The 25929-nt window shown below is 71.7% G+C and carries 29 protein-coding genes; 19 read left to right on the top strand and 10 right to left on the bottom strand.

The genetic code is table 11. From position 1 onward, the window contains the following. Positions 1 to 32: 32 nt before the first annotated feature. From ACIQWX_RS33050 to ACIQWX_RS33015, 8 genes are all read left to right on the top strand, one after another. Positions 33 to 812 carry a hypothetical protein gene (locus ACIQWX_RS33050; RefSeq protein WP_400879477.1) on the top strand — a complete coding sequence of 260 codons (780 nt, stop codon included), beginning with the start codon at positions 33 to 35 and terminating at the stop codon, positions 810 to 812. Positions 813 to 991: 179 nt separating this feature from the next. After that, positions 992 to 2689, top strand: a complete 1698-nt coding sequence (locus ACIQWX_RS33045) for a sodium:solute symporter family protein (RefSeq protein ID WP_400879474.1) — start codon at positions 992 to 994, stop codon at positions 2687 to 2689. A gap of 10 nt (positions 2690 to 2699) precedes the next feature. Beyond that, positions 2700 to 2984, top strand: a complete 285-nt coding sequence (locus ACIQWX_RS33040; protein ID WP_400879472.1) for a hypothetical protein — start codon at positions 2700 to 2702, stop codon at positions 2982 to 2984. 47 nt (positions 2985 to 3031) lie between these two features. Continuing rightward, positions 3032 to 4036: a DUF3558 domain-containing protein gene (locus tag ACIQWX_RS33035; RefSeq protein ID WP_400879470.1), complete on the top strand. Its 1005-nt coding sequence runs from the start codon at positions 3032 to 3034 to the stop codon at positions 4034 to 4036. A 67-nt stretch (positions 4037 to 4103) separates the two neighbouring features. After that, positions 4104 to 5105 (top strand): dihydroxyacetone kinase subunit DhaK, encoded by a 1002-nt coding sequence (gene dhaK / locus ACIQWX_RS33030; protein ID WP_400879467.1) that lies wholly within the window; start codon positions 4104 to 4106, stop codon positions 5103 to 5105. Further along, a complete protein-coding gene (dhaL, locus tag ACIQWX_RS33025; RefSeq protein ID WP_400879465.1) occupies positions 5105 to 5734 on the top strand; it encodes a dihydroxyacetone kinase subunit DhaL in 630 nt (209 codons plus the stop codon). The genes dhaK and dhaL overlap by 1 nt, the downstream gene beginning before the upstream one ends. After that, the gene (dhaM, locus tag ACIQWX_RS33020) at positions 5731 to 6405 is read left to right on the top strand and encodes a dihydroxyacetone kinase phosphoryl donor subunit DhaM (RefSeq protein ID WP_400879462.1); all 675 of its coding nucleotides are present in this window, start codon (positions 5731 to 5733) and stop codon (positions 6403 to 6405) included. The genes dhaL and dhaM overlap by 4 nt, the downstream gene beginning before the upstream one ends. A 120-nt stretch (positions 6406 to 6525) precedes the next feature. After that, positions 6526 to 8292 (top strand): 3-hydroxyacyl-CoA dehydrogenase family protein, encoded by a 1767-nt coding sequence (locus ACIQWX_RS33015; protein ID WP_400879460.1) that lies wholly within the window; start codon positions 6526 to 6528, stop codon positions 8290 to 8292. On the opposite strand, the gene ACIQWX_RS33010 is transcribed toward ACIQWX_RS33015, so the two are convergent. The 4 genes from ACIQWX_RS33010 to ACIQWX_RS32995 all read right to left on the bottom strand — a co-directional run bounded on the left by ACIQWX_RS33010 (position 8293) and on the right by ACIQWX_RS32995 (position 10571). Continuing rightward, on the bottom strand, positions 8293 to 8799 hold the full coding sequence (locus ACIQWX_RS33010; RefSeq protein WP_400879457.1) for a hypothetical protein: 507 nt from the start codon (positions 8797 to 8799) through the stop codon (positions 8293 to 8295). Positions 8800 to 8902: 103 nt separating this feature from the next. Continuing rightward, positions 8903 to 9298, bottom strand: coding sequence for a tRNA (N6-threonylcarbamoyladenosine(37)-N6)-methyltransferase TrmO (tsaA, locus tag ACIQWX_RS33005; RefSeq protein ID WP_400879828.1), 396 nt, complete (start codon positions 9296 to 9298; stop codon positions 8903 to 8905). 11 nt (positions 9299 to 9309) lie between these two features. Then, complete coding sequence (locus ACIQWX_RS33000; protein ID WP_400879455.1) at positions 9310 to 9735, bottom strand: nucleoside deaminase; 426 nt, start codon at positions 9733 to 9735, stop codon at positions 9310 to 9312. Beyond that, positions 9732 to 10571, bottom strand: a complete 840-nt coding sequence (locus ACIQWX_RS32995) for an LLM class flavin-dependent oxidoreductase (RefSeq protein WP_400879453.1) — start codon at positions 10569 to 10571, stop codon at positions 9732 to 9734. Before ACIQWX_RS32995 ends, ACIQWX_RS33000 begins: the two co-directional genes overlap by 4 nt. 93 nt (positions 10572 to 10664) lie before the next feature. On the opposite strand from ACIQWX_RS32995, the gene ACIQWX_RS32990 reads away from it, so the two are divergent. Further along, the gene (locus ACIQWX_RS32990) at positions 10665 to 11129 is read left to right on the top strand and encodes an Lrp/AsnC family transcriptional regulator (protein ID WP_400879451.1); all 465 of its coding nucleotides are present in this window, start codon (positions 10665 to 10667) and stop codon (positions 11127 to 11129) included. Continuing rightward, the gene (locus tag ACIQWX_RS32985; RefSeq protein ID WP_400879448.1) at positions 11113 to 11637 is read left to right on the top strand and encodes an adenylate kinase; all 525 of its coding nucleotides are present in this window, start codon (positions 11113 to 11115) and stop codon (positions 11635 to 11637) included. The genes ACIQWX_RS32990 and ACIQWX_RS32985 overlap by 17 nt, the downstream gene beginning before the upstream one ends. A gap of 2 nt (positions 11638 to 11639) precedes the next feature. Here ACIQWX_RS32985 and ACIQWX_RS32980 read toward each other — a convergent pair whose 3' ends face one another. Beyond that, on the bottom strand, positions 11640 to 12116 hold the full coding sequence (locus tag ACIQWX_RS32980; protein WP_400879445.1) for an Lrp/AsnC family transcriptional regulator: 477 nt from the start codon (positions 12114 to 12116) through the stop codon (positions 11640 to 11642). A gap of 59 nt (positions 12117 to 12175) precedes the next feature. On the opposite strand from ACIQWX_RS32980, the gene ACIQWX_RS32975 reads away from it, so the two are divergent. After that, entirely contained in the window at positions 12176 to 13294 is a 1119-nt protein-coding gene (locus ACIQWX_RS32975) for a trans-sulfuration enzyme family protein (RefSeq protein ID WP_400879442.1), read from the top strand. On the opposite strand, the gene ACIQWX_RS32970 is transcribed toward ACIQWX_RS32975, so the two are convergent. Further along, positions 13291 to 13497: a zinc ribbon domain-containing protein gene (locus ACIQWX_RS32970; RefSeq protein ID WP_400879439.1), complete on the bottom strand. Its 207-nt coding sequence runs from the start codon at positions 13495 to 13497 to the stop codon at positions 13291 to 13293. The two genes, ACIQWX_RS32975 and ACIQWX_RS32970, sit on opposite strands and share 4 nt — an antisense overlap. A 359-nt stretch (positions 13498 to 13856) precedes the next feature. Here ACIQWX_RS32970 and ACIQWX_RS32965 point away from each other — a divergent pair, with 359 nt between their 5' ends. The 3 genes from ACIQWX_RS32965 (at position 13857) to ACIQWX_RS32955 (ending at position 16817) form a co-directional block, all read left to right on the top strand. Next, on the top strand, positions 13857 to 14981 hold the full coding sequence (locus ACIQWX_RS32965; protein ID WP_400879436.1) for an alkaline phosphatase family protein: 1125 nt from the start codon (positions 13857 to 13859) through the stop codon (positions 14979 to 14981). 76 nt (positions 14982 to 15057) lie between these two features. Continuing rightward, on the top strand, positions 15058 to 16176 hold the full coding sequence (locus ACIQWX_RS32960) for an NAD/NADP octopine/nopaline dehydrogenase family protein (RefSeq protein WP_400879433.1): 1119 nt from the start codon (positions 15058 to 15060) through the stop codon (positions 16174 to 16176). Positions 16177 to 16511: 335 nt separating this feature from the next. Continuing rightward, a complete protein-coding gene (locus ACIQWX_RS32955) occupies positions 16512 to 16817 on the top strand; it encodes a hypothetical protein (protein ID WP_400879430.1) in 306 nt (101 codons plus the stop codon). A gap of 30 nt (positions 16818 to 16847) precedes the next feature. On the opposite strand, the gene ACIQWX_RS32950 is transcribed toward ACIQWX_RS32955, so the two are convergent. After that, positions 16848 to 17387, bottom strand: a complete 540-nt coding sequence (locus ACIQWX_RS32950; RefSeq protein ID WP_400879825.1) for a GNAT family N-acetyltransferase — start codon at positions 17385 to 17387, stop codon at positions 16848 to 16850. 10 nt (positions 17388 to 17397) lie between these two features. Here ACIQWX_RS32950 and ACIQWX_RS32945 point away from each other — a divergent pair, with 10 nt between their 5' ends. After that, the gene (locus ACIQWX_RS32945) at positions 17398 to 18159 is read left to right on the top strand and encodes an alpha/beta fold hydrolase (RefSeq protein WP_400879428.1); all 762 of its coding nucleotides are present in this window, start codon (positions 17398 to 17400) and stop codon (positions 18157 to 18159) included. Here the strand turns inward: ACIQWX_RS32945 and ACIQWX_RS32940 are convergent. Further along, complete coding sequence (locus ACIQWX_RS32940) at positions 18147 to 18959, bottom strand: phosphotransferase enzyme family protein (protein ID WP_400879425.1); 813 nt, start codon at positions 18957 to 18959, stop codon at positions 18147 to 18149. The two genes, ACIQWX_RS32945 and ACIQWX_RS32940, sit on opposite strands and share 13 nt — an antisense overlap. A gap of 134 nt (positions 18960 to 19093) precedes the next feature. Between ACIQWX_RS32940 and ctaD the strand changes: the two genes are divergently transcribed. The 4 genes from ctaD (at position 19094) to ACIQWX_RS32920 (ending at position 23427) form a co-directional block, all read left to right on the top strand. Beyond that, on the top strand, positions 19094 to 20884 hold the full coding sequence (ctaD, locus tag ACIQWX_RS32935) for a cytochrome c oxidase subunit I (protein WP_400879422.1): 1791 nt from the start codon (positions 19094 to 19096) through the stop codon (positions 20882 to 20884). A gap of 116 nt (positions 20885 to 21000) precedes the next feature. Continuing rightward, positions 21001 to 22230 (top strand): phosphoserine phosphatase SerB, encoded by a 1230-nt coding sequence (gene serB, locus ACIQWX_RS32930; protein WP_400879420.1) that lies wholly within the window; start codon positions 21001 to 21003, stop codon positions 22228 to 22230. Then, positions 22227 to 23006 carry a peptidyl-tRNA hydrolase gene (locus tag ACIQWX_RS32925; protein WP_400879417.1) on the top strand — a complete coding sequence of 260 codons (780 nt, stop codon included), beginning with the start codon at positions 22227 to 22229 and terminating at the stop codon, positions 23004 to 23006. The genes serB and ACIQWX_RS32925 overlap by 4 nt, the downstream gene beginning before the upstream one ends. A gap of 16 nt (positions 23007 to 23022) precedes the next feature. Next, positions 23023 to 23427, top strand: coding sequence for an OsmC family protein (locus ACIQWX_RS32920; protein ID WP_400879414.1), 405 nt, complete (start codon positions 23023 to 23025; stop codon positions 23425 to 23427). Here the strand turns inward: ACIQWX_RS32920 and ACIQWX_RS32915 are convergent. Further along, positions 23424 to 23765 carry a hypothetical protein gene (locus ACIQWX_RS32915; protein ID WP_400879412.1) on the bottom strand — a complete coding sequence of 114 codons (342 nt, stop codon included), beginning with the start codon at positions 23763 to 23765 and terminating at the stop codon, positions 23424 to 23426. The two genes, ACIQWX_RS32920 and ACIQWX_RS32915, sit on opposite strands and share 4 nt — an antisense overlap. A gap of 58 nt (positions 23766 to 23823) precedes the next feature. Then, positions 23824 to 25872, bottom strand: coding sequence for an ATP-dependent DNA helicase (locus ACIQWX_RS32910; RefSeq protein ID WP_400879409.1), 2049 nt, complete (start codon positions 25870 to 25872; stop codon positions 23824 to 23826). Positions 25873 to 25929: the final 57 nt, after the last annotated feature.

The following is a 25929-nucleotide window of genomic DNA, read 5'->3' as shown; positions in this document are numbered from 1 at the left end:
CGCGGTTTTTCGCCTGCACGGAGGAGGATGTCATGCGTTATCGCCCACTGGGTTCCGATCCGGCCGATCCGCGTCTGGGCCGGTTGATTCCGGACGACTGGCGGCACGTGGAAAGGTATCCACTGTCCGCGATGCCCGAAGGCGAGCCGCTCGGGCCCAGGCCGGTCGTGATCGGTGTCAGCTGGTACTCCGCATTCGACCGGCCGCAGAAGGACGAGGCCTCCGGCGAGTTCTTCGTCGCGAAGGACGGTGTCAAGAACATCGGCCACGTCCGCGGCGGCCACTGTGTGTGCCTCGAACCGGGCGGCACGCCGGACAGCGACGACTGGTACAAGTTCTACGACCAGGGCCAGGAGGGTGCCTGTGTCGGGTTCGGCTGGTCGCGCTGCATGTCGATCTTCAACGGCAAGGAGTACGCGGCCCGCTGGCTCTGGGACGCGGCCAAGAAACGCGACGAGTGGGACGAGACCAACCCCGGCGACGAAAACGGCACCTCGGTCCGCGCTGCGGCCGAGGTCCTCAAGGAAATGGGGCACGTCGTCTGGGACCCCGCCCGCGCCGACGACGACTGGCGAGCCCGCGAGAACTACACGCCCGACCTCGACGAGGGCGTCAAGAGGTTCCGCTGGGCGAAGTCGGTCGACGAGGTGCACGCCGTGCTCGCCAACCCGCGGGCCGACAAGCTCGGCGCCGTGCCGATCCTCAACTCGTGGGGCCCGAACTACCCGCACCGGACCTACCTGCCCGATGACGTCCTCGCCTTCCTGATCCACGAAGAGGGGGGCGAGTTCGCGGTGCCGACCGACCGGTGATCCGCCGCTTCACCCATAAGAGGGCGCGTTTTCCCAGCTCACGAGCCGGGGAGACGCGCCCTCCGGCCACTTTGGACACGTCAGCGTGCCGACCCTGAATCCATGCAGTACTGTCCGGATCCGACAGGACAGTGGTGATTCCTGTGGGTTGTTGTCCAGTTTGAAAAGAGGTGGGTCGGGTGCTCGTCCTAGCCGATGCGAACCTGCGACTCGACGCGAGCGCGATCGACTACATCGAGTTGGCGTTCTACTTCGTGCTCGTGCTCGGCATCGGGTACCTGGCACGGCGGCAGGTGTCGAGCAGTCTCGACTTCTTCCTGTCGGGCCGGTCGCTGCCCGCCTGGGTCACCGGCCTGGCGTTCATCTCGGCGAACCTCGGCGCGGTCGAGGTCATGGGCATGTCGGCCAACGGCGCCCAGTACGGCCTGCCGACCGTGCACTACTTCTGGATCGGCGCGATCCCGGCGATGCTGTTCCTCGGCATCGTGATGATGCCGTTCTACTACGGCTCGAAGGTCCGCAGCGTTCCCGAGTTCATGCGACGCCGCTTCGGCAAGCCGGCGCACCTGGTCAACGGCGTCAGCTTCGCCGCCGCCCAGATCCTGATCGCGGGCGCGAACCTGTTCCTGCTGGCCAGCGTCGTGAACCTGCTGCTCGGCTGGCCGCTGTGGGTGTCGATCATCGTCGCCGCCGCGATCGTGCTCTCCTACACCGCGCTCGGCGGCCTCTCCGCCGCGATCTACAACGAGGTGCTGCAGTTCTTCGTGATCGTCATCGCGCTGGTGCCGCTGACGATCATCGGCCTGGTCAAGGTCGGCGGCTGGCAGGGCCTGGTCGACAAGGTGACCAACAGCCCGGGCGGTACCGCGCAGCTGCACTCCTGGCCGGGTGACAACCTCACCGGCTTCGGCAACAACATCCTGTCGATCCTCGGCATCGTGTTCGGTCTGGGCTTCGTGCTGTCGTTCGGCTACTGGACGACGAACTTCGTCGAGGTCCAGCGCGCGATGGCGTCGAAGAGCATGTCCGCCGCGCGGCGCACGCCGATCATCGGCGCGTTCCCGAAGATGCTCGTGCCGTTCATCGTGATCATCCCCGGCATGATCGCCGCGGTCTCGGTGTCGGAGTACGTCAAGGACAAGCAGGTGCTGCTCGACGGCGGCAAGGCCGAAAGCGGCGTGACGTTCAACAACGCGCTCCTGCTGCTGATGCGCGACCTGCTGCCGAACGGCATGCTCGGCATCGCCATCGCCGGTCTGCTGGCCTCGTTCATGGCCGGCATGGCCGCGAACCTGAGCTCGTTCAACACCGTCTTCACGTACGACATCTGGCAGACGTACATCAAGAAGGACAAGCCGGACGGCTACTACCTCCGCCTCGGGCGCGTGGTGACGTCGGTCGGCACGATCCTCGCGATCGGCACCGCGTTCATCGCTTCGAACTCCGGGAACATCCTGAACTACCTGCAGGACCTGTTCTCGTTCTTCAACGCGCCGCTGTTCGCGACGTTCATCCTCGGCATGTTCTGGAAGCGGATGACCCCGCACGCCGGCTGGAGCGGCCTGGTGCTCGGTACCGCCTCCGCCATCACGGTCTGGGGCCTGTCGCAGGCGGGCGTGATCGGGCTCGAGGGCCAGGGCACCAGCTTCGTGGCCGCGGGCGTCGCGTTCGTCGTCGACATCGTGGTGAGCGTCGTGGTGTCGCTGGCGACCAAGCCGAAGCCGGACGAGGAGCTGGTGGGGCTGGTCTACTCGCTGACCCCCAAGGAGACGCGCAAGCACGACGACACCGGCGAGAACGCGGGCTGGTACCGCCGGCCGGGCCTGCTCGCGGGCATCGTGCTCATCCTGACCATCGCCCTCAACGTCATCTTCTAGGAGGTCCGTCATGGCTACCGAGTCCGGCGCGCGACCGCGGAAGGCGGGCGCTTTCGACATCCGGCTGATCATCGCCCTGCTGATCGGCGTCTACGGGATCATCCTGACGATCATGGGTGCGGCCTTCACCTCCGACGAGGAGATCGCCAAGGCCGCGGACGTCAACATCAACCTCTGGGCCGGCATCGGCATGCTGGTGGTCTCCGCGCTCTTCATCATCTGGGCGCGCGTCCGGCCGCTGGTCGTGCCGGCCGAGCCCGAGAGCGACGACACACCCGCGGCCAAGGCCGAATAGCCGGGTTGTCCGGACAGGGACGCGCGGTTCCGGCTACCGTGCACCGCGTGCTCCCTGACGTTCGGCGCCGCCGTCTCCCGAAGCTGTTCCTGCTGGTCACCGCCCTCGCGCTGCCCTTGACCGCGTGCGGGCAGGACCTCGGCAAGTCCAACTTCGCGCGGACGACGGTGCCGGCGGCGGCCGGGACCGGCCAGGTCTCCGACGGCCCGATCACCGACGCCGCCGTGGCGGCGAACGTGCTGCGCACGGTCAAGCCGTGCCAGTTCCTGACCAAGGAAGCCCTCGGCGCGCTGGGGCTCGGCACGATCGACGACGACCCGTCGCCGTCGTCGATCGCCTTCGACCGGTGCAGCAACAAGGTGAAGGACCCGGGCGGCAAGGAGATCCGGCTCGAGTTCGAGGTCGGCAACACCCTGCTGCCGCGCGCGGACAAGACGACCGGCCAGGTGGGCGGGCTGCCGCTGCGCGTGAACAAGACCGACGAGACCAGCTGCACGGTCGCGGTGATGACGGCGCTGAACCCCGACCTGGCCTTGACGCTGTCGGTCAGCTACCCCGGCGACCCGTGCCGTCCCGGCCGGACGGTGATGGACGCCGCGGTCCAGAAGGTGCACAACGGCCCGGAGAAGTACTCGACCCCCACCGGCACCCTGCTCTCGGCCGACCCGTGCGCGGCGGCGGACACCGCGGCGGTGACCCCGGTCGTGCCGTCGCCGAAGTCCGCGCCGACGGGCCTGCACTCCTGCGAGTGGAAGAGCAACGGCACCGACCCGACCATCGCCGTCGGGTTCCTGCCCGGCCTCCCGCCGCTCGAAGGCGACGGGTACGCCAAGGTGGACCTCGGCGGCGGGGTCACGGGCTTCCAGAAGAAGGGGACGGCGAGCTCGTCGCAGTGCCAGGTCGAGTGGCAGCACCGGCCGTGGCAGGGCGACGACGTCGAACTGGCCCAAGTGGACTACCGCAGCTACGCCGCCCAAGCGGACACCGACGATCCGTGCGGCAAAGCGGTCACCGTCGCGAAGAACGTCGTCACGAAGCTCCCCAAACCCTGATCTGGCGGTCGGCCGCGCGGCGAGGTAGGAAGGGGGCACCCCACCCGCCGATGCGCCGGAGGCTGCCGTGAAGAAGATCATCAACGATCCGGCGAACGTCGTCGCGGAGTCGCTGCGGGGCCTCGCCGCCGCGCACGCCGACATCCTCCGCGTCCAGTACGACCCCGACGTCGTGGTGCGCGCCGACGCGCCGGTCGCGGGCAAGGTCGCCGTGATCTCCGGTGGCGGGTCCGGGCACGAGCCGCTGCACGGCGGGTTCGTCGGCCCGGGCATGCTCGCCGCCGCCGTGCCCGGCGCGGTGTTCACCTCGCCGACGCCGGACGCCGTGCAGGCCGCCGTCACCGCGACCACCGGCGAGGCCGGCGCCCTGCTCATCGTGAAGAACTACACCGGCGACGTGCTGAACTTCGAGACGGCCGCCGAGCTGGCCGCCGCCGAGGGCCTCGAGGTGCGCAGCGTCGTGATCGACGACGACGTCGCCGTCAAGGACTCGACGTACACCGCGGGCCGCCGCGGGGTCGGCGGCACGGTGCTGCTGGAGAAGATCACCGGTGCGGCCGCCGAGCGCGGCGACTCGCTCGACGCCGTGACCGCGCTGGCGGAGAAGGTGATCGGCCAGGTGCGCTCGATCGGCGTCGCGCTCACCGCGCCGACCGTGCCGCACGCCGGCACCCCCAGCTTCGACCTCGGCGACGGCGAGATCGAGTTCGGCATCGGCATCCACGGCGAGCCCGGCCGCGAGCGGATCCCGCTCGAACCGGCCGACGCGCTGGTGGCGCGGCTGGTCGAGGCGGTCGTCTCGGACCTGCCGTTCGAATCCGGCGACCGCGTGCTGCTGTTCACCAACTCGATGGGGGCCACCCCGCTCGTCGAGCTGTACCTGGCCCACGGCATCGCTGAGCGCTTGCTCGCCGAGCGTGGGATCGTGGTCGAACGCCGGCTGGTCGGGCCCTACATCACCAGCCTCGAGATGCAGGGGATGAGTCTGACGTTGCTCAAACTGGACGACGAGCTGACCGAGCTCTGGGACGCCCCGGTCACCACCGCGGCCCTGCGGTGGGGGCGCTGATGACCTGCAAGGCCGACGGGGTCGCGGCCGCCGTGCGCGCCGCCGCGGCCGTGGTCGCCGAGCACCGCGCCGAGCTGATCGACCTCGACCGCGCGATCGGCGACGGCGACCACGGCGAGAACCTGAACCGCGGGTTCGCCGCCGTCGTCGCGGCCCTCGACGCGGGTGCTCCCGAGACGCCGGGCGCGGTGCTGAAGCTCGTCGCCACGACGTTGATCTCCAAGGTCGGCGGGGCCGCGGGACCGTTGTACGGCACGGCTTTCCTGCGCGCGTCGACCAAGCTCGGCACGGCGTCCGATCTCGACGTTCCGGCACTGCTGGACGCGCTGCGAGCCGGGCTCGAGGGCGTCCAGGCCCGCGGCAAGGCCGTGGGCGGCGACGCGACCATGGTCGACGCCCTGATCCCGGCGGTCTCGGCCGCGGAGAAGGCGGCCGAGGACGGCGGGGACGTCGCCGCGGTGCTGACCGCGGCGGCCGACGCGGCCGACCGCGGCGCCGAGTCCACAGTGGACCTGGTGCCGCGCAAGGGCCGCGCGTCCTACCTGGGCGAGCGGGCGGTCGGACACCTGGACCCGGGCGCCCGGTCGTCGGCGCTGCTGCTGCGCGCGTTCGCGGAGGCCGCCCGGTGAGCGTCGGCATCGTGCTCGTTTCGCACAGCGCGAAGCTCGCGGAAGGCCTGGCCGAGCTGGCCGCCCAGATGGCCCCGGACGTCACCATCCTTCCGGCCGGCGGTCTCTCGGACGGCTCGATCGGCACGGACTACGACGAGGTCGTCGCCGCCACCCAGCGCGCCGACTCCGGCGACGGGGTCGTTCTGCTCTACGACCTCGGCAGCGCGCAGATGACCGCCGAGCTCGCCGTCGAATCGCTGGCCGACCCGTCGACCGCCGTCGTCGCGGACGGCCCGCTCGTCGAGGGCGCGATCGCGGCGGCGGTCGCGGCGCAGTCGGGCAAGGACCGCAAGGCGGTGGCGGAGGCCGCCGCGGCGGCCGGGCTGCCCGAAGACCTCGCGGCCGCCGAACCCGCCGCGGGTGGTGGCGACGAGGTCGAGCTGGTGCTGCACAACGAGGTCGGGCTGCACGCGCGCCCGGCCGCGGTGCTGGTGCGCGCGCTGAGCGCGTTCGACGCCGAGGTCAGCGTCCGCCTCGGCGACCAGGAGGCCGACGGGCACAGCGTGCTGGCGTTGATGTCGCTCGGCGCGCGCCAGGGTGACCGGATCCGCGTGCGGGCGAGCGGCCCGCAGGCCTCCGCCGCGCTGGAGAAGGCGAAAGAGCTGGTGGACGGCAATTTCGGCGAGTGATCCGGGGTCGCCGACCGGGTGACTTGTGCGGTACTGACTCGATTCCGTCTGGGCTTCGGGTGGTGCCGTGTGGCAGAGTCAGGGGCCAATTACCAGCGAGTAACATCTCTGGAGGCCTCGATGGCGCGGGACATCTCGACGGTCGGAGTGGTCGGCCTGGGCACGATGGGGGCCGGGATCGCCGAAGTGCTCGCGCGCAGCGGGCTCGACGTCGTCACGGTCGAGCTCGACGACGCCGGCGTCGCCCGCGGCCGCGGGCACATCGAGCACTCCACCGAACGCGCGTTGTCCGGCGGCAAGCTCGACGCCGCCGGCCGCGAGGCGTTGCTGGGCCGGATCCGGTACGGCACCTCGTTGTCGGATCTGTCCGAAGTGGACTTGGTGGTCGAGGCGATCCCGGAGAGCCTGGGGCTGAAGGCCGACGTCTTCGCCGAGCTGGACAAGATCACCCGGCCCGAGGTCGTCTTCGCGTCGAACACGTCGTCGCTGTCGATCACCGAGATCGGCGTGCACACCGCGCGGCCGGGCAAGGTCGTCGGGATGCACTTCTTCAACCCGGCGCCGGTGCAGAAGCTCGTCGAGATCGTCAAGACGGTGGTGACCGAGCCGGAGGTGGTCACCGACGTGGTCGCGTTCGCCGAGCGGCTCGGCAAGGTGCCGGTGGTGATCGGCGACCGGGCCGGGTTCATCGCGAACGCGCTGCTGTTCGGCTACCTCAACCACGCGGTGCGGATGTACGAGCAGCGGTACGCCACGCGTGAGGACCTCGACGCGGCGATGCGCTTCGGCTGCGGCTACCCGATGGGGCCGCTGGCGCTGCTCGACCTGATCGGGCTGGACACCGCGTACGAAATCCTCGACACGATGTACCACCAGTCCCGCAACCGGCTGCACGCGCCGGCGCCGCTGCTCAAGCAGATGATCACGGCGAACCTGCTCGGCCGCAAGACCGGTCGCGGGTTCTACGCGTACGACGCGCCGGACTCGCCCAACGTGGTGGCCACCGATGTCGCGTCCACTGTGGACGTCTCCGCGGCGCGGCCGGTGGCCCGGGTCGGCGTGGTCGGCACCGGGACGATGGCGACCGGCATCGCCGAGGTGTTCGCCAAGCGCGGCCTCGACGTCGTGCTGCGCGCGCGAAGCCTGGAGAAGGCGCAGGCGTCGGTGGCTCGCGTCAAAAAGTCGCTCGACAAGGCCGTGGTTCGCGGCAAACTGTCCGAAGAGGACGCTGGTCTTGCTTTGGGGCGGATCACCCCGGTCACCGACTTCGAGGCACTGGCCGACGTCGACCTGGTCGTCGAGGCGGTGGCCGAGGAGCTGTCGGTGAAGCAGGCGGTGTTCGCCGCGCTCGACGAGGTGGTCCGCCCGGGCGCGGTCCTGGCGACGACGACGTCCTCGCTGCCGGTGATCGAGTGCGCGGCGGCGACGTCCCGGCCCGCCGACGTGATCGGCCTCCACTTCTTCAACCCGGCCCCGGTGATGAAGCTGGTCGAGGTGGTCTCGACGATCGCGACGGCCCCGGACATCGTCGCGACGGCGAGCGCGGTCTGCACGGCGGTGGGTAAGCACGCGGTCCACTGTGGAGACCGCGCGGGCTTCATCGTCAACGCGCTGCTGTTCCCGTACCTGAACGACGCGGTGAAGATGCTGGAGGCCCACTACGCGGGCGCGGACGACATCGACACGGCCATGAAGGTGGGCTGCGGCCTGCCGATGGGCCCGTTCGAGCTGCTGGACGTCGTCGGCCTGGACGTGTCGCTGGCGATCCAGCGGACGCTGTACAACGAGTTCCGCGAGGAGGGCTTCGCGCCGGCGCCGCTGCTGGAGCACCTCGTGACGGCCGGGCGGCTGGGCCGGAAGACCGGGAAGGGCTTCAAGGACTACTGATCAGCTGCCCAGGCTGAGGGCGACGGTTCCGTTGCGGGCGTCGTCGGGCTGCACCATTATCCGGCCCCGGTGAGACACTTCGACGAGGTAGAACTTCTCGCCCGCGGGCACGTTGGGCGCGGACAGGGTGAACACGCAGCTGCCGGCGCCGTTCGGCCGGCCGGTGCCGAGTGCTCCTTGGGACAGCACGGTTCCCGTCGCGTTGTAGACGGTGACCGTGGTGCCGGTGGTGATGTCCGAGTAGCCGCCGGAGCCGCCGCAGGTGCTGTAGCCGTACCCGCCGCTGTTCAACGTGAACGTGCCACGGAGGTCGAACGCCTCCCCGGAAGTACCAGGCGGGCTGATGGGCCCGCCCGAACCGGCCAGGTCGAGACCGACCCACAGCGCGCCGACCAAAGCTGCGCCCGCGACGGCCGCGAGCGCGAGGTGCCAGGGATTCGACTTGGCCCGCACGGGCGGCGCCGGCGGCCAAGCTTCGGGTAGGACGGGTTCGAACGCGTCGGTCATCGCGGCTCCTCCGTTCGGCGCTCGGGCTTACGCCGATCGCACGAAGGAGGTCGGCCGGGAACCGGCGGTCGTTACCCGGGTGCCCCGATCGTGATCGACCGGGTCAGCGCTCGGCCACCTCGCCCAGGACCGGCTTCACGTCCAGGACCGGCGTGCCGTCGATCGCTTCCAGGCCCGTCACCGTCAGCACGCCGTTCTCCGCGGCCGTCACCGTCACCGTGTGGAGGCCGATCGGGTTCGGGCGGTCCGGGGAGCGCGTCGAGAACACCCCCTCGCGCGGGCGGTCCGGGTCGCCGCGGGGGTGCACCGACTGGACCTCCCGGTCGGCTTCGTGCAGCCACGTCAGCAGGACCAGGCGGTCGCCCGGGTGGAGGTCGGCCGCCGCCGGGTGGTACTTCTCCGCGAACACCACCCGGGCCGGTGGGGCGCCCTCGTCGGCCTGTCTCGGGGCCGCCGCGCGGTCCGTCAACGGCGACTCGATGCGCGCCACCGGGCGCACCTCGAAGCTCGTCACTTGTAGTAGCCCTCGACCGGTACCCGGGCCTCGTCGAACAGCGCCGGACCTTCCGACTTGTATCCCCACGTCACCGGCGGGCGCAGCGTGAGGAACTGCTCCGACGACAGCGCGTAGACGACGCGGCCGAGCCCGGAGCGCTCGATCGCGCCCGTGCACATCCCGCACGGCTGCGTGCTCGTGAACATCGTGGTCGCCGCCGCGGTTTCCGGGTCCAGGTTCTGCGCCGCCCAGCGGGCGAGCTTCAGCTCCGGGTGCGCCGTGATGTCGTTGTCGGTCAACGACGTGTTGCGGTCCTCGGCGAGGACGTTGCCGTCGGCGTCGGCCAGCAGCGAGCCGAACGGCGGGTTGCCGTGTTCTTCGCGCGCCTCGCGGGCGAGCTCGATCGCGCGGCGCAACAGGGCTTCTTCGGTGTCCTTCACCGGTTCTCCTTCCAGGACGCGGCGATCGCCGCGAGGTCCCGCCAAGCGACCTCCGGGTGGAGGGTCTCGGCGGGGTCGGCATCGAACGGGTCGAGCACGACGGTGTCCGCGCCCAGCGCCCGCAACTGCGCCAGGTCGTCGACGACCTGGTCGAGCGTTCCTTCCCCGGCGCGCCGGTCCGGCCCGGTCACCGGGGTTTCGTTGACCCGCAACAGGATTCGCGGAGCGAACGCCGGCACCGGCCGGTCGCCGGCCAGGGTTTGCAAGCGGGCCAAGCCATCCCGGAACCCGGCCATCGTCATCCGCAGCGGGTGCCACGCGTCGCCGAGCTCGACCGCGCGGCGCAGCCCGGCGTCGCTGTGGCCGCCGAGCCACAGCGGGATCGGGCCGGCGCGGTAGTCGTCGTGGTCGGCCCAAGCCGCGCGGATCGCCCGCAGGTACTCGCTGGTCAGCTTTCCGCGCTGCTCGAACGGCACGCCGAGCGCGGCGAACTCCTGCTTCGCCCAGCCGATGCCGGCGCCGAGCACCAGCCGGCCGCCGCTGAGGGCGTCGAGGTTCGCCGCCATCCGGGCCACCAGCAGGGGATGCCGGTACGGCACGACCAGCACGGTGGTGCCGAGCCGCACCCGCTCGGTGACGCCCGCGAGCCACGACAGCGTCGTGAACGGCTCGTAGAACGGCGCCGGGTACTGGCCGGCGACGTCGGGCGTGATCGCGACGTGGTCGGACACCATCAGCAGGTCGTAGCCGAGGCCTTCCACCGTCCGCGCCCACGCGCGGAGCACGCCGGGGTCCGTGCCGGGGCCGAAGTTGGGGACGTTCACGCCGATCTTCACCGGAAAAGGCTATCGACGTTTTGCCCGAATCCGGAAGGGAGCGATCACGGCGTTCGGCCCGTTCCGCCGTGGATCTCGCGGTACATTCGCCGGATGACCGAGAGTCTCGATCCGACGGACTGGGCCATCCTGGTCGAGCTCCAGCAGGACGCCCGGCTGCCGCTCACCGAGCTCGGCCGCCGGGTGAACCTCAGCGCGTCGGCCACCACCGAACGGCTCCGGCGGCTCGAGGCGACGGGCGTGATCACCGGCTACCGCGCCGACGTCGACCTCGGCAAGGTCGGCTACCCGGTGCTCGCCGTCGTCCGGCTCAAGTACCCCGGCAGCCGGCACGAAGCCCTGCACAAGCTGCTCGGTGAGCGCTTCGAGGTCCTCGAATGCCTGCGCACCACCGGAGACGACTGCTACACGCTCAAGGTCGCCGCGGCCTCGATGGCCCACCTCGAGCACACGATGGACGAGCTGGCCCAGTTCGGCAGCACGACCACCAGCATCGTCTACAGCCAGACCCTGCCCTACCGCGGACCGCGGGAGCCCGCCCGTGATCTCGAGGCCTGAGCGCATCGTCGTCTACGGCGTGACCGGCTCGGGCAAGTCGACGCTCGCGGCCCGGATCGCCGAGCGCATGGGCCTGCCCTACGTCTCGGCCGACGACCTCACCTGGGAGCCGGGCTGGGTCGCGGTCCCGGACGACGAGCAGCGCCGCCGCATCGCCGAGGCGTGCGCGGAGGAGCGCTGGGTCCTCGACGCCGCGTACGGCAAGTGGAAGGACGTCGTGCTGCCTCGCACGCAGCTCCTCGTCGGACTCGACTACCCGCGCTGGCTTTCGCTGGGCCGCCTGGTGCGCCGGACCGCCGTGCGCTCGGTGACCCGGGAGCGGATCTGCAACGGCAACGTCGAGTCGTTCCGGCAGATGTTCTCCGCGGACTCGATCATCCGCTGGCACTTCCGGTCGTTCGCGCGGAAGCGGGCGACCATCCGAGCGTGGGCGGCGTCGTCGCCGGGCCCCTCGGTCGTCCGGCTGACGTCGCCGCGCGAGACCCGCCGGTGGCTCTCGACGCTCTGAGGTCAGGCACCCGGCGGGAGCAGCGGGCCGCCGCTCCAGTGCTGGAAGACGAGGTTCGTGTGCACGCGGGCGACCTCATCGCGCGCGGTCAGCTCGTCGAGGACCAGGCGCTGCAGCTCGGCGGCGGAACTGGTCGCGACGTGCGCGAGGAAGTCGTCCGGCCCGGTCAGGTGGTAGACCGCGCGCACCTCGGGCAGGGACAGCAGGTGCTCGACGAACGGGTCGACCAGCGGCCGCCGGTGCGGGCGGACCTGGACGAACAGGAACGCCTCCAGCGGACGGCCCAGTTTCGCCGCGTCGACCGACGCGTGCTGCCCGGTGAGCACGCCGGTGTCCCGCAGCCGGGCGACGCGGTCCAGGCACGTCGACGGCGCGATGCCGACCGCGGCCGCGAGGTCCTTGTTGGTGATCCGGGCATCGTTCTGGAGCAGGCGCAGAATCTCGAGGTCGACCGGACTCAGTTCGACGGAATCGGGCATCGGCGAATGATATCCGAGACTGTTGCCTCGGATCCGGCGAAAGCTCGACCATGACCGGCATGACTTCCTCGCTGCGCACCCGCGCCGTCCACGCCGGCCGTGACGACCTCACGGACCTCGGCGTGCACGCCGCGCCGCTGGACCTGTCCACGACGTACCCGTCCCGTGACAGCGCCGCCGAAGCCGCCCGGATCGACGCCTTCGCCGCCGGCGGCGAACTCGACGGGCCGCCGATCTACGGCCGGGTGGGCAACCCGACCGTCGAACGGTTCGAGCGGGCACTGGCCGAGCTCGAAGGCTTCGAGCACGGCGTCGCGTTCGCCAGCGGCATGGCCGCGGTGTCGGCGTGCCTGCTTTCCGCGGTGGCGCAAGGGAAACGGCACGTCGTCGCCGTGCGCCCGCTGTACGGCTGCAGCGACCACCTGCTCGAGTCCGGGCTGCTCGGCACCGAGGTCACGTGGGCCGCGCCCGACGGGGTCGCCGCCGCGCTGCGGCCGGACACCGGGCTGGTGTTCGTCGAGACGCCGGCGAACCCGACGCTCGCCGAGGCCGACATCGCCGAGCTGGCGCGTGCCTGTGGAGACGTGCCTCTGTTGGTGGACAACACGTTCGCGACCCCGGTGCTCCAGCGCCCCGGCCGCCACGGGGCGCGGATCGTGCTGCACAGCGCGACGAAGTTCCTCGGCGGCCACGGCGACGTGATGGGCGGGATCGTCGCGTGCGATGCCGCGGAAGCCGCCCGGTTGCGGCAGATCCGCTTCGCGACCGGCGGCGTGCTGCACCCGCTCGCCGGGTATTTGCTGCTGCGCGGGCTTTCCACGCTGCCGCTGCGCGTCAACGCGGCATCGGCCACCGCGGCGACGCTGGCTTCGCGGCTTCGCGATCACCCGGCGGTGACCGCGGTGCACTACCCGCGGATCGGCGGGCCGCTGGTGGCGTTCGAGGTCGGCGGCGACCCGCACGCCCTGATCGGCGCGGTCCGGCTGATCACGCCGGCGGTCAGCCTCGGCAGTGTCGACACGCTGATCCAGCACCCGGGCTCGATCAGCCACCGGATCGTCGACGAGGGCGACCGCCGCGAGGCCGGGGTGTCCGACCAGCTGATCCGGTTGTCGGCCGGGCTGGAGGACGTCGAGGACCTGTGGGCCGATCTGGAGCAGGCGCTGAAGGCGGTCTAGCCGCAGCAGCCGCCGCCACAGCAGCCACCGCCGCCGGCCGGGGCGGCCGCGGTGGCGGCCCCGGTGAGCGCGACGGTGGTGAGCAGCTTGACGGTGTCGGTGTGACCGTCCGGGCAGGCGGCCGGCGCGCCGGATTCGCTCATCGGCCGCAGGAGCTCGAAGGTTTCGGTGCACTCGCGGCAGCGGTAGGCGTAGGTCGGCATGCCGTGATTATCGCCGGAAGGGGCGTGTGGGGACAGCCCCGGGTCTTCGCGGCGGGTTGGGGTTGCGCCGCGCGGGTTCGCGGGAGTGCCGGGGCGTTGCGGGGCGGCCCACGGAGGCGGCGCGGGGGTGCCGAGTTGGGGCTCCCGGGGGCGGTGGCCGGCCCCCCCCGGGCCTCCGCGCCGGCCGGGAATCGGCGGGGGCGCCGAGTTGTGGCGCCCGGGGCTCGTCGCTCGGGCTCGCGGAATCGCCGGTCGAGGGCAGTCCCGGGCTCCGGCCCTGCGAGTGGTTCCTGGAACCGCTCAGCGGTGGGCCGGGCTGCCGCTCGGCCGCTGGGGCCTGGCGGTGGGAAGCTGGGCGCGTGCAGCCGCCTTCGCTTGCCGATGTTCCGCACCTCGGCCAGGTCGTCCCGTCCCTGCTCGCCGCGCTCGGGGTGCCCGGCTCCGCCAACACCCTCGCCCTGCCGGAGGCGCGCAGTGCCGGCGTGCTGCTCGTCGATGGGCTCGGCCAGGAGCTGCTCGCCGAGCACGCCGCCGATGCGCCGGTGCTCACCGAGCTCGCGCGGGAGTCGTTGCGCGTCGGGTTCCCCTCCACGACCGCCGCCGGGGTGGCCGCGATCGGCACCGGGCTCGCGTCCGGTGAGCACGGCATGGTCGGCTACACCTTCGAGATGCCCGGCACCGGCGTGCTCAACGCGTTGCGCTGGTGCAGCCACGAAGACGGCAGCGACCTCCGCGGCGCCCTCCCGCCCCGCGAAGTGCAGCCGCTGCCGACGACCTTCGAGCGGGCCGCTTCGGCGGGCGTCGACGCGGCCGTCGTGTCCTCCGCCAAGTTCCGCGACACCGCCTTGACCCTGGCCACCCAGGGCGGCGCGCAGTACGCCGGCGTGCACGCGCTGGGCGACCTCGCCGCGCGGACGTTGTCGGTGCTCGACGGGCGCGCGTTCTGCTACGCCTACCACAGCGAACTCGACCTGCTCGGCCACGTCTACGGCCCCGGCTCGGCCGCGTGGCGGATGCAGCTGCGGCAGATCGACCGGCTCGTCGAGTCCCTTGTGGACGGTCTGCCGTCCGGCGCCCTGCTGGCCGTGGTGGCCGACCACGGGATGGTGACCGTCGACGACAAGCTCGACCTCGAAGACGCCCCGGAACTCCTGGACGGCGTCCGAACGTTCGGGGGCGAGGTGCGCGCCCGGCACGTCTACACCGAACCGGGCGCCGCCGCGGACGTCCTCGCGGCCTGGAAGGACGTCCTCGGCGAGCGGGCGTGGGTGCGCTCGCGGGAAGAGGCCGTCGCCGAAGGGTGGTTCGGGCACACCGTCAGCGACCGGGTGCTGCCGCGCATCGGCGACGTCGTCGCGGCGGCCCGCGGCCGGTTCGGCATGGTGCGGGGGCTCGCCGAGGCCGTCGAGACGTCGCTGATCGGGCAGCACGGGTCGCTGACCACCGCCGAACAGCTGGTTCCGCTCGCCCTCGCCCAGGGCTGACGGGCCCGGTTTCCGGGAACGTGCGCCCGCGGGAACTTTCCCGGGCGGTGCCCCGACTCGTCCACTGCGTACCCAGATGACGGGAGTGGGCGGAATGGGCGGGCTGGACGGGATCGGGGTCGTCGGAGCCGGTGGCGAGGGACGGGCCGTCGCGGCGTACCTCGCTTCACGGGGACTGGCGGTGCACCTCTGCACGCGCGACCTCGGGGCGGTGGCGGAAATCGCGCGACGGCGGGAGATCGCCGCGAGCGGGGTGCTCGACGGGCGGTTCCCGCTGCGGGAGGTGACCGCCGACCCCGCCGCGCTGGCCGGGCGGGCCGTGGTGCTGGTCGCGACCGTGACCACCGCCTATCCGGAGGTCGCCGTCCGGCTCGCGCCGCACCTGCGCCGGGGACAGGTGGTGGTGCTCTTCTCCGGCAAGCTGTGCGGGAGCGTCGAATTCGCGCACGCGCTCGCCGCCGCCGGGGCACCGGAGGTCGACGTCGTGGAGACCGACGCGCTGTTCGCCGCGCGGCCGTCCGGCACCGACGGCGTGACGGTGCTGGGCGCCAAGGGCTGGAACCTGATTTCGGGCAGCACGCCGGCCGCCGTCGGACGGCACGCCGGGCTGCTGCGCGAGTGGTTCCCGATGCTGGAGGTCGCGCGCAACCCCGTCGAACGCGGCCTGCACGACTTCGGCGCGGTCGCGCACGTGCCGATCGCGCTCGCCAACCTCGGCACCATCGACCGCGCGGAGGAGCTGCTCTTCTACGTCGACGGCGTTTCGGCCAGGACGGTCGCGTTGCTGGAGCGGACCGAGGCGGAGTTCGCGCTCGTCGCGCGGGCCTACGGCGCGCGGCTGATGCCGATGACCGAGGTGCTCGACCGGTACTACGGGTGCCCGGCCACGACGCTGCTGGACGCGTTGCGGACGGTGGAGCCGTACCGGACGATCGCCGCGCCGACGAGCCTCGACCACCGGTTCCTGACCGAGGACATCCGCTCGACGCTGGTGCCGCTGCAGGCGCTCGCGCGGTGCGCCGGGGTGGCGACGCCGGTGGTGGACGCCGCGATCACCATCATGTCGGTGCTCGGCGGGGAGGACTTCCGGCGGACCGGGCGGACTTTGGCCCGGCTCGGGTGGGACGGGCTGGGCCACGAGGGGATCGTGCGCCGGTTGGCGGCCGGTGGGGCGGTGGCGGCCCGGGCGGCTTGAGGCCCCGGGGTGCGGGCGCTGGGCCGGCAGGGACGTGCGCCGGGCGGGGCCGACGGCGAGGTGGCGGGCCGGGCGGCTTGAGGCATCGCGTACGCAGGAGCAGGCGGGCTGCGGGGCCGTGCGCCGGGTTGGGACCGGTGGCGGGGTGAAGGTCCCGTCGACGGCTTGAGGCCTCGCGAGACTGAGGGCTCGGGCTGGGTTGGGCCGGCGGCTTCAAGGCCCGGGCGGTGAGGAGCGCCGGGTCGGGCGCCCCACCCAGGCGGCCAAGCCCAGGCGGCCAAAGCCCATGCGGGCCTGAGCGGTCCCCCTTGCCCACCGCCGTTTACCGTGGGCGCGTGCCTCGACGGAACCGTCCCGGCCGCCGTGCCGACGGTGGGCCTCCCGAACGCGAACTCGGTGCCGCCACCGGGTGGGCGCGCGCCGAATCCGGGTCCGACGGGGACTGGCTCGTGCGGACCGTGCCCGGGGCGCAGGCCGGCAAGACCTACCGGTGCCCCGGCTGCGACCACGAGATCCGGCCCGGCACGCCGCACGTCGTCGTCTGGCCCGCCGACGAGACCGGCTCCGTCGCCGACCGGCGGCACTGGCACCGAGCCTGCTGGGACGCCCGCGCCCGCCGCCGGCCGAACCGGCGCCGCTGAACACTCTGGAGTTGTCAAACACCGCCCGGCTCAGCGCCGGTAGTGGCGCGAGTAAGCGCCGTCGTACACCTCTTCCGTGTACTCGGTGAAGCCGAGCCGCTCCGCCACCCGCAGCGACGGCTTGTTCTCCACGCTGACGCTCGCCAGCACCGGCAGCGACGGCAGGTCGCGGGCACACCACTCCAGTACCGCCAGCCCGGCCTCCACCGCGTACCCCTTGCCCCACGCCGACGGCCGGAACCGGTAGCCGAGGTTCAGCACCTTCTCGCCGTGGAACTCCCGCAGCCGCACCCCGCACATGCCGATCACCTCGGCGCCGCCGCGTTCGAGCACCGCGGGGTAGCCGAAGCCGTGCTCGGCCCAGTGCGCGAGCCACTCCGAGACCATCGCCGACGCGCGCGGGACGTCGGGCGGGTCCGGGTGGAAGCGGTTGGTGCGCGGGTCGGTGTGGATGTCGACCATCGCCTGCCGGTCCGCCTCGTGGAGCGGACGCAGCAGCAGCCGGTCGGTTTCGATGTCGGTGAACACATCGGCGAAGCTAGCGCGGGGGTCCGACAAAAAGTCCGCCAAGATGGCCCGCATGACCGAACTGCCGCTGGTCCTCCTCCACGCCTTTCCCCTGGACGCCCGCATGTGGAACGCGGTGCGCGAGCCCCTCGCTTCACACCTTCGGGTGATCACACCGGACCAGCGCGGGCTCGGCCGCTCGCCGCTGCCGGAGTCCGGCCGCGAACCGAGTCTCGAGGACGCCGCGCGCGACGTCGTCGCCCTGCTGGACCGCCTGGAACTGGACCGGGTCGTGCTCGGCGGCTGCTCGATGGGCGGCTACCTCGCGATGGCCGTGCTGCGGCTCGCGCCCGAGCGGGTCGGCGGGCTCGTGCTCATCGACACCAAGGCCACGCCCGACACGCCCGAGGCCGCCCAGAGCCGGCTGGACGTCGCGAAGCGCGTCGAAGACGAAGGCATCAAGGGCTGGCTGGCCGACGCCAACCTGCCGAACCTGCTGGCCGAAGCCACCCGGAAGGAGCGCCCCGACGTCGTCGAGAACGTCCGGGACGTCATCGAATCGCAGCCGCCGGCCGGCATCTCGTGGACGGCGCTCGCCCTGCGGACGCGGCCGGACTCCCTCGACCTGCTGCGCGACGCGGAAGTCCCGACGCTGGTCGTCGTCGGCGAAGAGGACCCGATCACGCCGGTCGCGGCGGCGAGCGAGATGGTCGAAGCCGTGGACGGCGCCACGCTGGTGGTGCTGCCGGGCGCCGGCCACCTGACCCCGCTGGAGGACCCGGCGGGCGTGGTCGAGGCGATCCTGTCCTGGTACCCGGCGACTCACGAGAAGTAGGCGTCGAGCGCCGAACGGGCTTCGTGGAGCCGGTGCGGGAATCGCTGAGCGATCATGAACCGCCACACCACGGCATAGAGCTCTCGCAGCCGTGTGAAGAAGCGAAGCGCGTTTTCGTCCACGGAAACCGGGTACGCGGCGAGGTGCTCCGGACCGCCTTGGCGGGCGAGGATGCCGAGGTCCCAGGCCAGCGGCCCGTGCCAGGTGTCCTCGAAGTCGAGCCAGCACGGGCCGGCCGGCGTGGCGATCAGGTTGCCGGGGTGCGCGTCGCCGTGCAGCGGCTGCCCGGGGACGTCCGGCAGCGTGGCGGCGAGCCGGGCCGTTTCGGCGCGCAGCCGGGGGTCCAGCTCGTGCCTGCCGAAGATGCGTTCGAGGTCGTCCAGCGGGCCGCGCCGGGGCAGTTCGCCGGGGTACTCGCGCAGCGCCGCGTGCACCTCGGCGAGCGACCGCGCGACGACGTCCGGTGCGTACCGGTGGTCCGGATCGTGCGGCGTCCAGTTCCAGAGCGTGACCGGGAGCCCCTCGGCGAAATGGGGTCCGGCCGGGGGATCCGCGGCCGGTGAGACGACGCGCACACCACGTTCCGTGAGGAACGCCGACACCGCCAGATCCCGTTCCTGCCAGGCCGGACCGGGCCGCGCCAGCCGGGTGGTCCCGGGCACCCGCGCGACCAGCGGACCCAGCCTCACCAGCACGTTCGAGCGCTCGTGGAGCACCTCGGGCTCGTGCGCGCGCAGGCCGAGTCGCGAGGTCACGGTCAGTGCCGCGCGAACCGCGGTCCGCGTGTAATCGTCGGCCACGGCCCGATCTTGCCAGCCGGTGCGCGCGACTGTCGGTAGCGAGGGCTACGATCCCCCTTGACCGCTGAACCGGGCGTTGCCCACCTCGGCGGCCGGACGATGACCACCACGAGGTTTGAGTGTTGGAGGCAGGAGTGACGGCCGTAGCCCCCAAGCCGATCGCGACGCGCCCGTATCCCGCGCGCGAGTCGGTCAAGGGTTCGTACCTGCTGCGGTTGTTCCGCACGACGGACCACAAGCAGATCGGGATCATGTACCTGGTCACGTCGTTCGCCTTCTTCATGGCGGGCGGCGCGATGGCCATGCTCATCCGCACCGAGCTGGCGCGCCCCGGGCAGCAGTTCCTGTCGCAGGAGCAGTACAACCAGCTGTTCACCATGCACGGCACGGTGATGCTGCTGCTGTACGCGACCCCGATCCTCTTCGGCTTCGCGAACTTCGTGCTGCCACTGCAGATCGGCTCGCCGGACGTCGCGTTCCCGCGGCTGAACGCGTTCTCGTACTGGCTGTACCTCTTCGGCGGCCTGATCGTGCTGTCCGGCTTCCTGACCCCGGGTGGCGCCGCCGACTTCGGCTGGTTCGCCTACACCCCGCTGTCGGACGCGATCCACTCGCCGGGCGTCGGCGCGGACCTGTGGATCTCCGGCCTGGTGGTCTCCGGTCTCGGCACCATCCTCGGCGCGGTCAACATGGTCACCACCGTGGTCTGCCTCCGCGCGCCCGGCATGACGATGTACCGGATGCCGATCTTCACCTGGAACATCCTGGTGACGTCGATCCTGATCCTGCTCGCCTTCCCGATCCTGACCGCGGCCCTGATGGGCCTGCTGGCGGACCGGCACCTCGGGGCGCACGTGTTCGACCCCGAAAACGGCGGTGTGATCCTCTGGCAGCACCTGTTCTGGTTCTTCGGCCATCCAGAGGTCTACATCGTCGCGCTACCGTTCTTCGGCATCGTGTCGGAGATCTTCCCGGTCTTCAGCCGCAAGCCGCTGTTCGGCTACAAGAGCCTGGTCTGGGCGACGCTGGCGATCGCGGCCCTGTCGGTCGCGGTGTGGGCGCACCACATGTACGCCACCGGCGCCGTGCTGCTGCCGTTCTTCTCCTTCATGACGTTCCTGATCGCCGTCCCGACCGGCATCAAGTTCTTCAACTGGATCGGCACGATGTGGAAGGGCCAGCTGTCCTTCGAGACGCCGATGATCTTCTCGATGGGCTTCATCGTCACGTTCCTCTTCGGCGGCCTGACCGGCATCATGCTGGCCGCGCCGGCGATCGACTTCCACGTGTCGGACAGCTACTTCGTCGTCGCGCACTTCCACTACGTGCTCTACGGCACGATCGTGTTCGCCACCTTCGCCGGCATCTACTTCTGGTTCCCGAAGATCACCGGCCGGATGATGGACGAGAAGCTCGGCAAGTGGCACTTCTGGACCACGTTCATCGGTTTCCACGGCACGTTCCTCGTCCAGCACTGGCTGGGCGCGGAGGGCATGCCGCGCCGGTACGCGGACTACCTGACCAGTGACGGCTTCACCACGCTGAACACGATCTCGACGATCGGCGCGTACATCCTCGGTGCCTCGACCCTGCCGTTCCTCTGGAACGTCTTCAAGAGCTACCGGTACGGCGAGATCGTCACGGTGGACGACCCGTGGGGCTACGGCAACTCGCTCGAGTGGGCGACGTCCTGCCCGCCGCCGCGGCACAACTTCACCGAGCTGCCCCGGATCCGCTCCGAGCGGCCCGCGTTCGAGCTGCACTACCCGCACATGATCGAGCGCATCCACAACGAGGGCGAGATCGGCTTCTTCGGGAAGCAGAAGGTCAACAGCCACGCGGCCCCGTCGCAGGTGCTCACCGAGGCGGTCATCCCGGGAGACCACTCCCGCGACAACGCCAGCGAGCAGGGCGACGACAAGTAACACCCCGAACGAGTGAGCGCGTGCCCGGCTTTTGTGAAGCCGGGCACGCGCTCTACTTATGTCCGAGCCCGGACCGGCAGACTGACCGTGCAGCGTTGCCGAACGAGGGATGACCAGTGACCCAGACCCCCGTCCTGATCACGACGACCGGCCCCGACAAGCCGGGCGTCTCGTCCGTGCTGTTCGCCGTGCTGACCCGCCACGACGTCGACGTGCTCGACGTCGAGCAGGTCGTCATCCGCGGGCAGCTCGTGCTCGGCGTGCTCGCCGGCGTGTACCGCGACCCCGAGGGCCTGCAGGAGTCCGTCGAGCAGGCGATGGCGTCCGTCGGGATGCAGGTCGAGGTGAAGATCGGCTCGGCGATCGGGGACGACCCGTTCGCGCTCGGGCGCCGCGACTCCTCCCACGTGCTGGTCGTGCTCGGCCGCCCGGTCACCGCGCGGGGCTTCTCGGAGGTCGCGCGGCGGCTGGCGTCGCTCGGCGCCAACATCGACGCGATCCGCAGCGTCGCCGACTACCCGGTGACCGGGCTCGAGCTGTACGTCTCGGTCGACCACGACACCCCCGAGGCCGACGCCGCGCTGCGGTCGGAGCTGGCCGACGCGGCCGTCGAGGTCGGCGTCGACATCGCCGTCGAGCGGGCCGGGATCACGCGCCGGGCCAAGCGGCTGGTCGTCTTCGACGTCGACTCGACGCTCATCCAGGGCGAGGTCATCGAGATGCTGGGCGCGCACGCCGGCGTCGAACCGGAGATCCGCGAGATCACCGAGGCCGCCATGCGCGGCGAGCTCAACTTCACCGAGTCGCTGGAGCGCCGCGTCGCGCTGCTGAAGGGCCTGCCCGCCACGGCGATCGACGAGGTCGCCGCGTCCATCGAGCTGACGCCGGGCGCCCGCACGACGATCCGCACGCTCAAGCGGATGGGGTTCAAGACCGGGGTGGTGTCCGGCGGGTTCACGCAGGTCATCGGCGGCCTGGTGGACGAGCTGGGCCTGGACTTCGCCGCGGCGAACGAACTCGAGATCGCAGACGGCAAGCTGACCGGCAAGGTCGTCGGCGAAGTCGTCGACCGCGCGGGCAAGGCGAAGGTGCTTCGCCGCTTCGCCGGCGAGTACGACATCCCGCTCGAGCAGTGCGTCGCGGTCGGGGACGGTGCCAACGACATCGACATGCTTTCGGCGGCCGGCATGGGGGTCGCGTTCAACGCCAAGCCCGCGCTGCGCGAGGTGGCCGACACGGCGCTGTCGCACCCGTACCTCGACGCCGTGCTCTTCGTGCTCGGCCTCACCCGAGGCGAGGTCGAGGCCGCCGACGCCGCCGACGGGCTCGAGCTGATGCGTCCGTGAGCAGCGTTCTCGACCCCCTGGGCGCCCGCTACGCCTACTGGCTCGGGCTTCCGGCCGAAGACACTTCGGACACCTCGGACGAGCTCCCCGGGGAAGTCCGGGCCATGCCGGTCGTCCTGCGCATCGAACGCGCCGAGCCGCCCGGCCGCACGCCGCTGCTGGAGGCCGCCGCGGCCGCCGCGCTGGCGGTCTGCCTCGACGAGCGCTCGGCGCCCGGCGGGGAGTGGGCCGAGCCGGTGCACGCGTGGCTCGACAACCGGATCCGCAAGGTGGCGCGACGGGCGCGGGGTGCGCACTGGGCGGCCGTGCAGGACCTGCCGGGCATCACCGTCGAGATCGACGGCGCCGAGGCGCGTGCTCTCGTACCGGGTCTGGTCGCCGAGGCGCCCAAAGAGGTCTCGCGGCTGCAGATCTCCGGCAGCGAGCTGCCGCCGGACGAGCCGGGGCCGATCCCCGGCGGCGTCCCGCTGCTGCTGCTCAACCCGCACGCGCCGATGACCGTCGGCAAGGCCGCCGCGCAGGTCGGGCACGCCACGATGATCCTCGCCGCGCTGCTGGACGACGCCGCGTTGTCGCGGTGGGCCGCGCAGGGCTATCGGACCGCCGTCCGCACGGCGAGCGTCGCGCGGTGGAAGGAACTGCACCCCGGCGACGACCCGGAAGGCGCGTGGCGACGTGACCGCGTCATCGCCGTGCGGGATGCCGGGTTCACCGAGGTCGACCCGGGCACCATCACGGTTCTCGCGCAGTGGGAGCCGGAACAAGGCGCTTCCTGAGCCGGTTGGAGCGGGCATGGGACTCGAAGTACAGCGCGACGGCCGGCACTCGTTCGTCGGCCGCAACGACCGCGGCGCCGAGGTGCGGCTGGGCCGCAACGGCGCCGAAGGGGCGTTCTCACCCGCGGAACTGCTGCAGATCGCGGCCGCGGGCTGCAGCGCCGTCACGGCCGAAGAGCTGATCACGCGGCGGGTCGGGGAAGACGCGAAGTTCCGCGTCACCGTCGGCGCCGACCGCCGGGAAGGCGCTTCGGAGCTGGACGCCGTGCACGTCGCGTTCGATGTCGACGTGTCGACTTTGGCTGCGGATCAGCGGGAAGCGCTGGCCGGCGCCGTGGACCGCGCGATCGAGCGGCTGTGCACGGTGAGCCGGACGCTCAAGAAGGGGATCCCGGTGACGGAGGAGTTCCCGGTCGCCTAGTTCTCGCTGGATTCCCAGACGACGTAAGCCTGGTCGGCGTCCGTCGTCATGGCCTCGATGAACTTCTCGTTGTCGAACCCGGGCAGGGCCTGCAGGCGCTCGATCAGCGCGTCCGCCGCCGGGTCGCCGCTTGGCACCGCCGTGCCCTTGCCGTCGGTGCCCACCAGCATGAAGAAGACGTCTTCGTTCCAGGGGCCGTCGGGGATGACGCGGACCATCACCGACGACAGGTCGGACCACGTGACGGCCTCTTCGCTGCCGTCCGCGAGGCGCCGCCGCACGCCGGTGTCGTCGACACTGACGGTCCGGGACTGTGCGCTGGACGAATCCTGGGTCAACCGGTGCTCCCTTGCTGCGTCGGTGGGTTCACCGTACCGGGCGCGGCGGTGGACCGCGTCACGCGGGCGCGGCTGCGTCCAGCCGGCGCAACGCGTCGCGCGCCACCTTCGGGTCCATCGTGGGCCAGAACGGCGGCAGCGATGCACGGAGGAATCCGCCGTAGCGGGCGTTCGCGAGCCGCGAATCCAGCACCGCGACCACCCCGCGGTCGGTGACCGAGCGGTGCAGCCGCCCGGTGCCCTGCGCGAGCAGCAGCGCCGCGTGCGTGGCCGCGACGGTGAGGAACCCGTTGCCGCCGCGGGCTTCCACCGCGCGTTGCCGCGCCGAGGAGACCGGGTCGTCCGGACGCGGGAACGGGATCCGGTCGACGACGACGAGCTGCAGCGACGGCCCGGGTACGTCCACGCCCTGCCACAGCGACAGCGTGCCGAACAGGCACGTGCGGACGTCCTCGGAGAACTTCTGGACCAGCAGCGAAGTCGCGTCCTCGCCCTGGCAGAGGATGGGGAAGTCGAGCCGCTCGCGCATCTCCTCGGCCGCCTGCTTGGCCGCGCGCATCGAGGAGAACAGGCCGAGCGTGCGGCCGCCCGCGGCGTCGATCAGCTCGGCCAGTTCGTCCATTGTGGACGACGCGAGGCCGTCGCGACCCGGCGGCGGCAGGTGCTTGGCCAGGTAGAGGATGCCGTTGCGCTTGTGGTCGAACGGCGAGCCGACGTCCAGGCCGGTCCACTTCGGCCCGGAGGTGTCCGACGGCGCTTCCTTCTCGGTGGCCGCGCCGGGCGCCTGCTCGACGCGGGCCGCGCCCGGCGGGAGGCCCCACTGGCGCGCCATGGTGTCGAACGTGCCGCCCAGGGTCAGCGTCGCCGACGTCAGGACCGTCGTGTGCAGGTTGAAGACGCGCTCGCGCAGCAGCCCGGCGACGCCGAGCGGCGCCACCTTCAGCGCCGGCGGCCGCGGGTTCGACGAGTACTTGTCGCCGGAGAGCCAGACGACGTCGCGCTGGTGCGCCTGGTCGTCGTCGAACGCCTCCAGGAGCCGGACCGCGGTGTCGTGCACCTCGTCGAGCAGCGAGCGCGCCAGCTTGCGCGCGGTGGCCCCTTCGACGTCCTCCTTGCGGTCGGAGCCCAGCGCCGTGATGCACGCGTGCGCGGCGTCGCGGACCGCCGGGATCGCGCCCTTCAGCGGCCGGGGCAGCTCGTCCATCCGGCCCGCGGGCAGGTCGTCGACGATCAGGGCCAGCCCGTCACCCGCCTCGAGGAGGCCGTCGGCGACGTCGGCGTCGATCAGCTTGCCGCAGCGGCGCGCGGCCGACGCGCACATCGCGCTGGTGAGCTCACCGGTGGCGACGGAGGTGACGCGGTCGACGAGGTCGTGCGCCTCGTCGATGATCACCACGTCGTGGTCCGGCAGGACCTGGTAGCCCTGCAGGGCGTCGATCGCCAGCAGGGCGTGGTTGGTGACGATGATGTCGGCGCGGCCGGCCTCGGCGCGGGCCTTCTCGGCGAAGCAGTCCGTGCCGATCGGGCAGCGTGACGCGCCGAGGCATTCCCGCGCTGTCACCGACACCTGGCGCCACGCCTGGTCGGTGACGCCGGGGACGAGCTCGTCGCGGTCGCCGGTTTCGGTGTCCGACGCCCACTCCCGCAGCCGCGTGACCTCCTTGCCCAGCCGCGACACCGCGAACGGGTCGAAGAGCTGGGCGTCCTCCGGCTCGTCCGGCGCGCCGGAGTCCAGGCGGTGCAGGCACATGTAGTTGCGGCGGCCCTTGAGGATCGCGAAGGTCGGTTCGCGGCCCAGCGGCTTCTTCAGCGCCTTCGCCAGGCGCGGGAGGTCGCGGTCGACGAGCTGGCGCTGCAGCGCGATCGTCGCCGTGGAAACGACGACGGTGGCTTCCTTCTGGACGGCGTGGCGGATCGCGGGGACGAGGTAGGCCAAGGACTTGCCGGTGCCGGTGCCCGCCTGCACGGCCAGGTGCTCGCCGGTGCGGATGGCGCGGCCGACGGCGTCCGCCATCTCGACCTGCCCTGGGCGTTCGGCACCGCCCACGGCCTCCACCGCGTGGGTGAGGAGTTCGAGGACGCCGGGGAAATCGGTTCGGGCGGGCACAGCGACACACATTAGCCGCCACCACCGACAGAGATCGGTGCTCCGTCGCGAACGGGC

The sequence above is a fragment of the Amycolatopsis sp. NPDC098790 genome, from assembly GCF_044759945.1.
Taxonomy (GTDB): Bacteria; Actinomycetota; Actinomycetes; order Mycobacteriales; family Pseudonocardiaceae; genus Amycolatopsis.
This window is presented reverse-complemented; position numbering and strand designations above follow the sequence as displayed.

What these genes read in the sequence shown, in the direction of transcription:
- ACIQWX_RS33050 (WP_400879477.1), top strand. Translation starts at nt 33, where the DNA reads ATGCGTTATCGCCCACTGGGTTCCGATCCGGCCGATCCGCGTCTGGGC.
- ACIQWX_RS33040 (WP_400879472.1), top strand. Translation starts at nt 2,700, where the DNA reads ATGGCTACCGAGTCCGGCGCGCGACCGCGGAAGGCGGGCGCTTTCGAC.
- dhaL (WP_400879465.1), top strand. Translation starts at nt 5,105, where the DNA reads ATGACCTGCAAGGCCGACGGGGTCGCGGCCGCCGTGCGCGCCGCCGCG.
- ACIQWX_RS33015 (WP_400879460.1), top strand. Translation starts at nt 6,526, where the DNA reads ATGGCGCGGGACATCTCGACGGTCGGAGTGGTCGGCCTGGGCACGATG.
- ACIQWX_RS33010 (WP_400879457.1), bottom strand. Translation starts at nt 8,799, where the DNA reads ATGACCGACGCGTTCGAACCCGTCCTACCCGAAGCTTGGCCGCCGGCG.
- ACIQWX_RS32990 (WP_400879451.1), top strand. Translation starts at nt 10,665, where the DNA reads ATGACCGAGAGTCTCGATCCGACGGACTGGGCCATCCTGGTCGAGCTC.
- ACIQWX_RS32980 (WP_400879445.1), bottom strand. Translation starts at nt 12,116, where the DNA reads ATGCCCGATTCCGTCGAACTGAGTCCGGTCGACCTCGAGATTCTGCGC.
- ACIQWX_RS32975 (WP_400879442.1), top strand. Translation starts at nt 12,176, where the DNA reads ATGACTTCCTCGCTGCGCACCCGCGCCGTCCACGCCGGCCGTGACGAC.
- ACIQWX_RS32970 (WP_400879439.1), bottom strand. Translation starts at nt 13,497, where the DNA reads ATGCCGACCTACGCCTACCGCTGCCGCGAGTGCACCGAAACCTTCGAG.
- ACIQWX_RS32960 (WP_400879433.1), top strand. Translation starts at nt 15,058, where the DNA reads ATGACGGGAGTGGGCGGAATGGGCGGGCTGGACGGGATCGGGGTCGTC.
- ACIQWX_RS32945 (WP_400879428.1), top strand. Translation starts at nt 17,398, where the DNA reads ATGACCGAACTGCCGCTGGTCCTCCTCCACGCCTTTCCCCTGGACGCC.
- ACIQWX_RS32920 (WP_400879414.1), top strand. Translation starts at nt 23,023, where the DNA reads ATGGGACTCGAAGTACAGCGCGACGGCCGGCACTCGTTCGTCGGCCGC.